We start from the raw sequence: 12,119 nt of genomic DNA on the forward strand, positions 1-12,119 counted from the left end.
ACAATTTTTGTACCTTTAATAGATTTTTGAGCTTTTTGATTGTCTCACTTTTTTGGGACTAATTCTCTGAGTATTTTTACTTATTTTTTCTTGAATGAGTTTATGCTACTTTATACTACATTTTGAAGTGCGGAGTGTCGGCTTTAAAACGGGATTTAGTATAAAGGGGTATGCTGCCGATATTTCAGATGGTTGACAATTTTCTAGCGATCGAGCGTTTCCACTACCGAAATTCGAGTTTATTATAAAAAGAAATCCTCTCTCAGGTAAGAGCGGTAGTATGGCTTACTCGACACAGCAGTTAATTGAAATCCTCGAGCGAGAAATGCACGCCACTTGGAAAGGGGAACGTCTGTTACTCTCCCCGGCGGAGCGCATTGATAATCCGGTGATTGCCAAGGCGATCAATCTAGAAAAGGTGGGCAAAGTCTTCGCCTATCAGGATTTTCGCCGCCAAGTTCACGATTATCAACAACAATATCAGGTTTCGGGCATTATCTGGCGTGTTTGTCAATGGGGCGATCGCACTCTCCGTTATCCCGAAATTCATAATCAATTAGTTGCCGTGGCGGGTGACAAGGAAATTCTCATGGCTGCCAAAGCCTCGGTTTTAGAGTTTTGGAACAGTATCACCCCTAATATGAATTTTTGGTGGGCGCTTAACTCCCGTCGTCCCATTTCTGCCGATTCTCTAGCAGAATTAGTCGCCCAGTCCGAATGGGCGGAATTAGATGTGGCGCGCACGGAATTATATCTCGGCCTCTGTTGGGGTAATCCTTTAGAACACCAGTATCAATGGGCGCAACCCTTTTCCGGTTGTCATCGCATTATCGCCGCCGTCGATGAACCTAGTTCGATTAAGGTCTGAGGGCAATTGATGTCTTGGGAATTATGAATTATGAATTATGAATTGGGGTGTGGGGTGTGGGGTGTAGGGTGTGGGGTGTAGGGTGTAGGGTGTGGGGTGTAGGGTGTGGGAAGAATAAATATAGTCATTTCAATTAAGATTGAGAATATCAATGCCAGAGTTCATAAGGGTTTAACTGGTCTAGAGTGTATCAGACTTATCTGAAATGACTATAAAAATAATCTCCTGACTCCTGACTCCTGACTCCTGACTCCACCAACAAACTTTTTCAGCAAACCCTATTGTAAAGTTTTGTTAATTTTTCTGGGATTAGGGCATTTTGTAAAAATAGATACAGAATTGTATGTTATACATATTAGTAGGTGATTAAAAAAGTTCGAAACACTATTTGCAGCTCGGAGGAAATGATTATGTCTACAGAACAACAAGCTCGCGCCTTAATGATGCGTCACCACCACGCCGTCAAAAATCGTCAACAATCGATGTTAGGGAGAAGTGCTTCTGAAATCGGTATTGACAATGACAATGGCTACGGGGAAACCGTTCAACGTCGCTTCTCGGCCGACTTTTCTTCACAAACTTACGATCGCTCTGGTGTTACTCTCAGTTAGGGTCTTAGATTTCGCCAAAGTGTAAGCTTTCAATCTTAGAATTAAGTGAACAATCAGCCCACACAAACCGATCTCGGAATGTGTGGGTTTTCGGTTTTTAGAGATAGGGGTCATTCCTGGGCCGATTACGGGGTTTCATCGGGATTTATGCCTAATTGCCGTAATTGCGCCGCTAAACGTTCCGCCCGTTGATGTTGGATTTCGGCCTGTTGATAGGCTGCCTGGGCGCGTTGACGTTCGCTTTCAGCGTTCTGACGTTCGATTTCGGCTAATTCCGCGGGTAGAAGGATTAAATTGCCGTCTAGGTCATAAAAACGTAGCCAAGGGGCTTCTTCTCGCTGGATGCTGCCCATCCAGACTCCTAACCATAATCCCAAACGTTGACACCATAACCAACCGCGCTGGTCGGGAATAATTTCTTGATAGCATTGATTTGGGTCTAAAGCCCAACCTTGCAGGGAAGTGGCATCAAAGGGATTATAAACGAAGTATTGGGAGCAGCGAAAAGTCCGCTCATAGAGGTCTTTTTTGATAGTTAAATCAATTTTTGCGGTGCTTTCTGACATTAATTCCACGATCACATCGGGATAACGTCCGTTTTCGTTCCAAACCACCCATCCTTGTCGTTTATAACTACCATCGATATCGAGGACAACGAAAAAATCGGGGCCACGAAAATCTTGATTAAAAACCCGCTCACGGCTAAAGTAAATAAACATATTACCGCCAACGAAAAAGTCTTCTCGATCCTGATAGGCTTGTTCGATAGAATCGATTAAGACATTCATGGCCTTGCGGTGACGGTGTGTTTCCAAAGGTTCTCCATCGTCAAAAATCAGGTCTTCTGGGGGAATGGGGGGTTCTTCCCAATCGATAACTGGAGGAGTGAGGGGTTGAGTCATCGGGGTTACGTCCAGGATAGAGATGGTTTTATTTTATTTGCAAGACGAGGCGATATTTAGGTTGTCCAGTTCTCAATTTTTCCATGGCTTCATTCACCTGCGAGATAGGATAGGTTTCTGTAACGGGTTCAATGCCATGGCGAGAGGCAAATTCGATCATTTTATTGATGGTACTGGGACTACCCAAAGGACTGCCAGAAATCGATTTTTGACCCATAATCAAGGGAAAAGCATAGGTATTCATCGGTTCAAGAACAGCCCCAACAATATGCAGACGACCTTTGGGACGTAAACAGGCGATATAAAGACCCCAATCGAGATTAACGTTAACGGTAGAGATGATGAAATCAAAGTAATTTTGTACCGATTGCAAAGCTTCGGGGTCTCTGGAATTGATAAAATGAGTCGCGCCTAATTCTTTTGCTTCTGTTTCTTTGTCGGGACTACTGGAAAAAGCGGTTACTTCGCAGCCCCAAGCTTTGAGGAATTTTAAGGCTATATGGCCCAATCCACCAATACCAATGACACCAACTCGCGCCGTGGGTTTAATATCAAATTGGACAATGGGATTAAAGACGGTTATACCACCACAAAAAAGCGGGCCAGCTTTGGCAGCATCTAACTGGTTCCCCAGGGGAATTAACCAACTATGATGAGCGCGGACTCTGTCGGCAAAACCGCCATGGCGACCGACGATAGTTCCTTCGGCAGTAGCACAAAGGTTTTGATCCCCTGACATACAAGTTTCACAGGTGGAACAGGAACGGGAAAACCAACCCAGACCGACTCTTTGCCCTAATTTTAACTCTTTGACTTTAGCACCAAGAGCGGCGATTGTACCGACCACTTCATGACCGGGGACAAAGGGATAGGTGGTCAGTCCCCAATCGTTATCGAGCATACTTAGGTCACTGTGGCAGATGCCGCAATATTCCACCTCGATTTCCACATCTTCATCCCCTAATATACCCGGATCGTAGTCAAAAGGCTCTAGTTTTCCCCCTTTTTCTCGGGCAGCATAGGCTCTAATCATGATTAAGTCCTCTAGGATCGGTTTATTGGTTATCTTATCCCAAATTTATCGAAAATTCGGGTTAAGAAGATTGGGCAATAATTCGACTGCTAGGGACATCAACATCAAGGAAGTCCGCTCGTGATCATTAAAAAAATCTTAAAAACGGCAATTTTAAGAATAGCCAGAGGCGATCGCTAACTGGCAGCATCAGCAAAATTACTGGTTTTGGGTTACTCTTGTATATAGACTGGTCGCCGGCCGCTTGCGGACTTTACCGACAAGTTTTGTTAGGATCGGATAAAAATTGTCCTGTTTCATCCCTGGCAAGATTAGACGAGGTAAAAAGCCCGTTGCTAATTTTGGGATAATTTTTGTAAATGATTGTATCCTATTAACTACCATTATTATCAGAGCGTCATGGGAAAAGTCATCGGCATCGACTTAGGGACAACCAACAGTTGTGTTGCGGTACTCGAGGGAGGTCAGCCGATTATAGTTCCCAACTCGGAAGGGGGAAGGACAACTCCTAGTATCGTGGGATTCGGCAAAGGCCAGCGCCTAGTGGGACAACTGGCCAAACGTCAAGCGGTCACTAATGCCGAAAATACCGTCTATAGCATCAAACGCTTTATCGGTAGGCGTTGGCAAGACACCGAGGTAGAAAGGGGACGAGTTGCCTATCATTGCCAACGCGGTCGCGATGATACCGTCAATATCAAAATTCGCGATCGGGAATTTACCCCCCAAGAAATCTCGGCCATGATCCTGCAAAAATTAAAGGCCGATGCCGAGGCGTATCTGGGAGAACCGATTAATGAGGCCGTGATTACAGTTCCCGCCTATTTTACCGATGCCCAACGTCAGGCCACTAAAGACGCGGGGATAATCGCAGGACTAGAAGTATTAAGAATTATTAACGAACCCACCGCCGCCGCCCTGGCCTACGGTTTAGATAAACAAAACGAAGATCAACATATCCTCGTTTTTGACCTAGGGGGAGGAACCTTCGACGTTTCCATCCTGCAACTGGGAAAGGGAGTCTTTGAAGTGAAAGCCACCGCCGGCAATAACCATCTTGGGGGGGACGATTTTGATAACCTCTTAGTGCGGTGGCTGGTGGAGAACTTTCAAAGCCAAGAAAACATCGATCTATCCAGCGATCGCATAGCGATCCAAAGACTGCGAGAAGCCGCCGAAAAAGCCAAAATCGAGCTTTCTAGCCTGATTACCACCTCGATCAATCTCCCCTTTATCGCCGCCGACGAAACCAGTCCTAAACACCTAGAATTAGAACTAACTCGCACTAAATTCGAGGAATTAACCAGAGAATTAGTGGAAAAAACCCTCGAACCCGTACAACAGTCCCTCAAAGATAGCGAACTGCAGCCTAGCGATATCAATCGTGTCATTCTCGTCGGCGGTTCCACCAGAATCCCCGCCGTACAGCAATTAATCTCCCGTTTCTTTTCTGCAGGCCAGATCGATCGCTCTGTTAACCCCGATGAGGCCGTTGCTTTGGGGGCGGCGATTCAAGCTGGAGTTTTAGGTGGAGAAGTGGCAGATGTCCTCCTCCTCGATGTCACCCCCCTTTCCCTCGGCATTGAAACCCTCGGCGAAGTCTTTACCAAAATTATCGATCGCAATACCACTATCCCCACCAGTAGATCTCAGGTTTTTTCCACCGCTGCCGATGGTCAAACTTCGGTGGAAATTCATGTTCTGCAAGGGGAAAGGGCCATGGCCCGGGATAATAAAACCCTCGGTAAATTTCTCCTGACGGGAATTCCTCCCGCTCCTAGGGGTATGCCACAAATCGAAGTGGCCTTCGATATCGATGTTAACGGCATCTTGAAAGTGGCTGCGAGCGACCAAGGCACCGGCAAAGAACAAAGCATTGTCATTAGCCATACTGGAGGGCTGAAACCGAACGAAATTGAAAAAATGCGCCTAGAAGCCGAAAAATACGCCGAATTTGATCGCAGTCGTCTGCAAATGATCGATATTCGCCACCAATCCGATAGTCTTTTCTATAGCTACGAAGTCACCCTCAGGGAAAACAGTGAGTTAGTCGCCCCCGATATCCGGCAACTGGCCGACCAGAAGCGGCAACAGTTGGAAATCGCTCTGCGCGACCCCTCCATATCGCCAGAAAAGCTAAAAACCACCCTGGAAGAATTTCGTCAGATTGTCCTCGAAATCGGTACCCGGATCTACACGGGTAAACAAGAGGAAACCCAAACCCGCAGCGGTACTGGTTTTGAATCGATCGATGTCAACGAAAAACTGACCTGGCCTACCCGCATCCAGACCACTTCCTCGAATACCTTCGCTGACAGGCCAACCATCTCCCACACTAGAACCAGAACCTATAATAATCTGGAAACTAAAGCCAGCAAATCGGGCAGTGATGATCACCCCTACGATGGGGAAGAAATGAGCGCCAGTGACTACGAGGCCGTAGATTAAAAAGGGAAAAGCTATCGGTCGTCAGGAGACAGGAGACAGGAGACTCCGAGACAGGAGACAGGAGATTATTTTTATTTATTCTCCCCACTTCCCACTTCCCCACTCCCCCAGTTCCCACTTCCCAACCCCTAACCCCTAACCCCTAACCCCCAACAAAAAGAAATAGTAGGGATAACCCAACTAAACTATTATGTATAGTTTGTTAAAGTAACAACTAGACTTAAACTTTATTTATAAATTGCCAGCAGAACCATAGTCCCCTATGCCCACTGATTACTACGAAATTCTAGGTGTCTCGCGAGATGCCGGCAAAGAAGACATCAAACGCGCCTATCGTCGTCTCGCCCGAAAATACCATCCCGATGTTAACAAAGAACCGGGAGCCGAGGAACACTTCAAAGAAATTAACCGCGCCTACGAAATTCTCTCGGAACCAGAAACCCGCAATCGTTATGACCGCTTTGGTGAGGCCGGGGTTTCTGGGGGCGCTGCCGGTTTTGATCCCGACAATATGGGCGGTTTCGCCGATATCTTTGAGACAATCTTTAGTGGTTTCGGGGGTATGGGCGGCCAAGCAACCGCCCGCCGACGCACAGGCCCTACCCGGGGCGAGGATCTACGTCTCGATTTTAGACTAAAATTCCGCGAGGCGGTCTTTGGCGGCGAAAAGGAAATCCGCATCCGTCATCTGGAAACCTGTCAAACCTGTAAAGGCAGTGGGGCTAGACCAGGAACCAGTTCCCGCACTTGTACTACTTGCAGTGGTACTGGTCAAGTGCGTCGCGCCACCCGTACTCCCTTCGGTACTTTTGCTCAAGTTTCGGTCTGTCCCACCTGTGACGGTGCTGGCGAAGTGATCGAGGAAAAATGCGACGTTTGCGGCGGTTCCGGACGCAGACAGGAAACCAAAAAACTGAAAATTACCATCCCCGCAGGGGTTGACAACGGCATGAAATTGCGCGTTGCCCGGGAAGGAGACGCAGGACTTAAAGGCGGGCCGCCGGGGGATTTATTCGTTTATCTAACCGTGGAAAACGATGGGGAATTTCAACGGGAAGGCAATGATATTAAATCGGATATCTCGATTAGTTATATCCAAGCGATTTTAGGATGTACCATCAAAGTTAATACTGTAGATGGCCAGGAGGACCTGACTATCCCTGCCGGTACTCAACCGAACACCGTACTGATTTTAGAAAATAAAGGGGTTCCCAAATTAGGCAATCCCGTCAGTCGCGGGGATCATCGCATTACCGTTAAAATCTCGATTCCTACCCGTGTCACCGGAGAAGAACGGGAATTGCTGGAAAAATTAGCAAAAGTTCGCGGGGAAACCGTGGGGAAAGGCGGAATCGAGGGATTTTTAGGTAATATCTTCCATAAATAACTATGACTTTAGACCTGCGCGGCACTCCCTGCCCAATTAATTTTGTCCGCACAAAATTGCAATTAGAGAAAATGACCGCCGGGGAACGGTTGGAAGTCTGGTTAGATGCCGGGGAACCGATCGAACAGGTTCCCACTAGCCTGACAGTGGAGGGTTATCAGATAGAATCGATCGAGGACCGAGATAGCTTTTTTGTTCTCAAAGTCTATCGTCCCGATTCCTAAATGGTAGATGCACAATTAACCGATTTATACGGTACAGTGGTGGCCGTACAGGCGAATTTCTATCAGGTACGCTTGGATTCTCCCGTTATGGGCGAGAATCTTCTCTGTACCCGTCGCGCTCGCTTGCAAAAAATCGGTCAATCGGTGATGGTTGGTGATCGGGTGCGCGTGGAGGAAGCCGATTTTGGCGATCAGCAGGGTGCGATCGCAGAAGTCCTCCCCCGCAGTACCGAGATCGATCGGCCGGCCGTTGCCAATATCGAGCAGATTTTGCTAGTTTTTGCCCTTGCCGAACCCTTCCTCGATCCTTGGCTGATTAGTCGTTTTTTGGTGAAAGCCGAGTCCACAGGCTTAGAAATTGCGGTCTGTGTCAATAAAATCGATCTGGGGGAACCCGAACACATAGAGGTCTGGGGCGATCGCCTAGCTAGTTGGGGATACCGGCCTTTTTTTGTCAGTGTGGAGAAAAATAGGGGATTTGAGGCTTTATTGGCACAATTAAACCATAAAATCACTCTCTTGGCCGGTCCATCGGGGGTGGGAAAATCGAGTTTAATTAATTGCCTAATTCCTGAGATTAATCAACGGGTGGGGGATGTGTCGGGAAAACTGCAAAAAGGTCGTCACACTACCCGTCATGTGGAGTTATTTGCTTTACCAAATCGGGGTTTATTGGCCGATAGTCCGGGGTTTAACCAACCGGATATTAAGTGTTTACCGGAACAATTAACTTTTTATTTTCCGGAAGTGAGACAGCGTTTAGCTTTAGGAAATTGTCAATTTAATGATTGTACTCACCGTCGGGAACCTAACTGTGTGGTGAGGGGAGATTGGGAACGTTACCAACATTATTTAGAGTTTTTAGAAGCGGCGATCGCACGAGAACAGACATTAAAGAAAACTAGCACAAAAGAGTCAAATTTAAAGTTAAAAATTAAAGAAGCCGGTCAAGAAACCTACGAACCCAAATTAGCCAATAAAAAATATCGTCGTCCTTCCCGTCGCGGCAAAAATCAAGATCAGGAACGCTACGAAAATCAAACTCTCCAAGATATTTATAATGATGATTCTGAATAGAATGGGTTAAGTTGCGTGTTGCGTTGTTGGGAATCGCTCAGAGAAGACAAACTGTTCTGGCCTTGCCTCCTGTCTTACAATGGGGAAATCTAGGTTGTGTAGACAGATCGCCATGAAACACACATTATCCGTATTAGTTGAAGATGAAGCGGGAGTCTTAACCCGTATTGCTGGATTATTCGCCCGTCGCGGCTTTAATATTGAAAGCCTGGCCGTGGGTCCTGCCGAACAGATGGGAGTTTCTCGGATTACGATGGTAGTACCAGGAGATGAGGACAGCATCGAACAGTTAACCAAACAACTTTACAAATTAATTAACGTCCTCAAGGTGCAGGATATCACCCAAACCCCCTGTGTGGAAAGGGAATTAATGCTGATTAAAGTTAATGCTACCGCCGAGCGCCGGGCCGAAGTGATCGAATTAGCGCAGGTATTCCGGGCGCGGATTGTGGATATTTCCGAGGAAACCCTGACCATCGAAGTGGTGGGGGATCCGGGTAAAATGGTGGCGATTATGCAAATGCTGAATAAATTTGGCGTTCGCGAGGTGGCCCGTACCGGTAAAATTGCTCTGATTCGGGAGTCGGGAGTCAATACGGAATACCTCAAAGCTTTAGAGGCTAAAATGTCAATTTAGGGATATTGGGTATGAATTGGGAATTGGGGAGATGGGGTGTTAGGGTTTTAGGGTGTTAGGGTGTTGGGGTGTTAGGGTGGTCACTGCGTGCGCGTTGCGGGGGGTGTTAGGGTGTTGGGGTTTTAGTTGAAATTCCCCATTCCCCACTTCCCCACTTCCCCTATTGCCTATTGCCTTCAGAAGCTGATAACTGATAAAAACTATGTCTAAGCAGTCGCCGAAAACCCAAATTAGTCAACTTGTCACCGTTGCCGTGCAGAAATTGCAAGGAAAGGTGAATTTTCAGGCGGTAAATCTCAAAAAAGGGGCGAGAGTTCCCGAATTACGCCTTAAAAACGAGAATGGCAGCGGGGAAAGCAAATATCCCCTTATCGGCGATCGCTATTTGTTGGGTCGTAGTTCCAGTTCCTGTGATATTACTATCCGTAACACTGTGGTGAGTCAGATTCATTGTTCCCTCCAGCGTGACCCGAAAAATCCCCATAATTTCCTGCTCACAGATGAAAACTCCACTAACGGGGTTTATATGGGTAAACGTCGTCTTAAAAGCGTTTCCCTGCGTCATGGTGATACCTTTACCCTGGCCACCCCAGACTTAGCCAATTGTGTCACCATCTCCTACTACTGTCCCCCTCCCCTGTGGGCGCGACTTTTGCGCTATGGTTTCTATGGTGCGGGCGGTATTTTCGGTTTATTAGTTTTAGCGGTTATCTGGGAAAGTCGCAAAGTTAATGTTTATCCACTCCCTTCCGGGGTGAGCGGTCCGGTGGTGGTTTACCCTAGGGATGGTCAAACTCCCCTCAATCCCATGCGACAGGAAACTCACCGAGAATTAGATAATCTGGGCGATTTTTCTCCCTATCTGCCCCAGGCGGTTGTCGCTTCCGAAGATAGTCGTTTTTACTGGCATTTTGGGGTTGATCCTTTGGGGATTGTCCGGGCTGTTATGATTAATTGGCAAGGTCAAGGCATTCGTCAAGGGGCCAGCACCCTGACTCAACAGTTAGCGCGTAGTTTATTCCCCGAAGTCGGTCGCCAAAATACTGCCGATCGCAAACTCCGGGAGGCTGTGGTCGCTTTACAATTAGAAGCGGTCTATAGTAAGGATACAATTCTCAAAACCTATCTCAATCGAGTTTATCTCGGTCTGGCCGGTTACGGTTTTGAAGATGCGGCCCGCTTTTATTTCGATAAATCCGCTAGAGATTTAGATATCTCCGAGGCTGCTACTCTTGTGGCTATGTTACCCGCCCCGAATCGATTTAATCCCATTCAAGATTACGACACTTCCGTACAATTACGCAATCGTGTCATCGATCGCATGGCCCAATTAGGCATGATTTCCCCGGAAGCGGCCGCCAGCGCCCGCAGATCTCGCATTGAAATCAGTCCCCAAGCCAAAAAATCCCTATCTAGTACGATTGCACCATATTTTTATAGTTACGTTTTCGAGGAATTACAGGACCTTTTAGGGGAAGAAGTGGCTAAAGAGGGCAATTTTATCGTTGAAACCAGTTTAGACCGCCGGCTGCAAGCGATCGCAGAAAAAAGCTTAAAAAATAATGTCCTAAAGCAAGGACCCCGCTATCGATACTCCCAAGGGGCTTTAGTTACCCTAAACAGTCAAACCGGGGAAATTCTCGCTTTAGTCGGGGGAGTTGATTATCAAAAAAGCCAATTTAACCGCGCTATCCAAGCTAAACGTCAACCCGGTTCCACTTTTAAGGTATTTGCTTATGCTGCCGCCCTAGAACAGGGAATATCGCCCTATAAAACCTATACCTGCGCTGGACTCTCTTGGCAAGGACAAGCCTATTCTCCCTGTGAACGTAGTAGCGGGGGGGTCAATATGTTTCAAGGTTTAGCGCGATCGGAAAATAGTGTTGCCCTTCGCATTGCTCGCGAGGCAGGATTAAGTAATGTGGTCAATGTGGCGGAACGTTTGGGGGTCAAATCACCTTTAAATCCCGTACCGGGGCTAATTTTAGGGCAAAGCGAGGTAAATGTCTTGGAAATGACCGGCGCTTATGGGGTTTTTGACCATGGCGGGCGCTGGAATCGTCCCCACGCCATTAAACGCATTCTCGACGCTTCCGACTGTAAAAATGTGGAGGATTTGAGTACCTGTCGGGTTATTTATGACTATGGCGACGATAGCGATAGAAATCAGCAGGTAATCTCCCCTAAAACCGCCGAAACGATGAATAGTTTATTGCGGGGGGTGATAACTAATGGTACAGGAGGTGCTGCTAGTATTGGCATGGGAGAAGCGGGTAAAACGGGAACTACGGATAATTATGTGGATCTCTGGTTTATCGGCTATCTTCCCCGTCGCGACTGGGTGACAGGCATTTGGTTAGGTAATGATAATAATTCTCCCACTGCGGGCAGTAGTCAACAGGCAGCCAAGTTATGGGGCGATTATCACCGTCAGTTAATCACCACACAAAACTAATCCCAATACTACTAGCTAGGGTTTGCGGCAAAAAGCTTTTCCTAGGGGCAGGGTGTGGCCCCCCAACCCCCCCGACATCGGGGGGGCAGGTGGGGTGTGGGGTTTTACCAGTTTTGAGGTGGTCAACTACCTAATTTTCAGGGAAAAAGTCCCGGAATTTTCCCCCCGATCCCCGCAATGGCTGGCACTTTTTGAGGGGAAAAAAGTACAAAAGTCTTATCCAACAAGGTTTTTAGATTTATTCAGCAGACCCTAGCTACTTTTCCCGTTGCCTATTCCAGAGTTCCCTAAAACCAGAGACTTCGTACCTCACTATTAAGATAACTGCTTTAAAGTAATAGACCTCCTGCAAAAATAGGAACTGATTATGTAAAATAAAGTAAAACACTCAGAAAAACAATGACTTACGAAAAAGTAAAAAATTTGAATCCAGAAGAGTTTAAACGCTTTTGTGGAGTATATCCTGAAACATTTAAG

11 protein-coding genes are annotated in these 12,119 nt (G+C 46.9%); 9 read left to right on the forward strand and 2 right to left on the reverse strand.

Annotated elements, in window-relative coordinates:
• Positions 1-280 precede the first annotated feature (280 nt).
• Both IM456_RS20055 and gifA read left to right on the forward strand, forming a co-directional pair.
• The gene (locus tag IM456_RS20055; protein ID WP_149985483.1) at positions 281-868 is read left to right on the forward strand and encodes a hypothetical protein; all 588 of its coding nucleotides are present in this window, start codon (positions 281-283) and stop codon (positions 866-868) included.
• Between the two features lie 410 nt (positions 869-1,278).
• Positions 1,279-1,479: a glutamine synthetase inactivation factor IF7A gene (gene gifA / locus IM456_RS20060; RefSeq protein ID WP_002758764.1), complete on the forward strand. Its 201-nt coding sequence runs from the start codon at positions 1,279-1,281 to the stop codon at positions 1,477-1,479.
• Between the two features lie 125 nt (positions 1,480-1,604).
• On the opposite strand, the gene IM456_RS20065 is transcribed toward gifA, so the two are convergent.
• Together IM456_RS20065 and ahr are read right to left on the reverse strand one after the other, a co-directional pair.
• Positions 1,605-2,381 carry a Uma2 family endonuclease gene (locus IM456_RS20065; protein ID WP_287693551.1) on the reverse strand — a complete coding sequence of 259 codons (777 nt, stop codon included), beginning with the start codon at positions 2,379-2,381 and terminating at the stop codon, positions 1,605-1,607.
• 28 nt (positions 2,382-2,409) lie between these two features.
• Positions 2,410-3,414: an NADPH-dependent aldehyde reductase Ahr gene (gene ahr / locus IM456_RS20070; RefSeq protein ID WP_287693553.1), complete on the reverse strand. Its 1,005-nt coding sequence runs from the start codon at positions 3,412-3,414 to the stop codon at positions 2,410-2,412.
• A 399-nt stretch (positions 3,415-3,813) separates the two neighbouring features.
• Here ahr and dnaK point away from each other — a divergent pair, with 399 nt between their 5' ends.
• The 7 genes from dnaK (at position 3,814) to IM456_RS20105 (ending at position 11,898) form a co-directional block, all read left to right on the forward strand.
• Positions 3,814-5,862, forward strand: a complete 2,049-nt coding sequence (gene dnaK, locus IM456_RS20075; protein WP_287693555.1) for a molecular chaperone DnaK — start codon at positions 3,814-3,816, stop codon at positions 5,860-5,862.
• A gap of 262 nt (positions 5,863-6,124) precedes the next feature.
• The gene (dnaJ, locus tag IM456_RS20080; protein ID WP_149985478.1) at positions 6,125-7,249 is read left to right on the forward strand and encodes a molecular chaperone DnaJ; all 1,125 of its coding nucleotides are present in this window, start codon (positions 6,125-6,127) and stop codon (positions 7,247-7,249) included.
• Positions 7,250-7,251: 2 nt separating this feature from the next.
• Entirely contained in the window at positions 7,252-7,473 is a 222-nt protein-coding gene (locus IM456_RS20085; protein ID WP_002738399.1) for a sulfurtransferase TusA family protein, read from the forward strand.
• Entirely contained in the window at positions 7,474-8,550 is a 1,077-nt protein-coding gene (rsgA, locus tag IM456_RS20090) for a small ribosomal subunit biogenesis GTPase RsgA (RefSeq protein ID WP_287693558.1), read from the forward strand. It begins immediately after the preceding gene.
• A gap of 112 nt (positions 8,551-8,662) precedes the next feature.
• A complete protein-coding gene (gene ilvN / locus IM456_RS20095) occupies positions 8,663-9,187 on the forward strand; it encodes an acetolactate synthase small subunit (protein WP_002732118.1) in 525 nt (174 codons plus the stop codon).
• Between the two features lie 202 nt (positions 9,188-9,389).
• Entirely contained in the window at positions 9,390-11,642 is a 2,253-nt protein-coding gene (locus IM456_RS20100; protein WP_287693561.1) for a PBP1A family penicillin-binding protein, read from the forward strand.
• Positions 11,643-11,718: 76 nt separating this feature from the next.
• The gene (locus IM456_RS20105) at positions 11,719-11,898 is read left to right on the forward strand and encodes a hypothetical protein (protein WP_170915586.1); all 180 of its coding nucleotides are present in this window, start codon (positions 11,719-11,721) and stop codon (positions 11,896-11,898) included.
• The last annotated feature ends 221 nt before the right edge of the window (positions 11,899-12,119 follow it).

The organism is Microcystis sp. M079S1 (assembly GCF_020246425.1).
Taxonomy (GTDB): domain Bacteria; phylum Cyanobacteriota; class Cyanobacteriia; order Cyanobacteriales; family Microcystaceae; genus Microcystis; species Microcystis aeruginosa.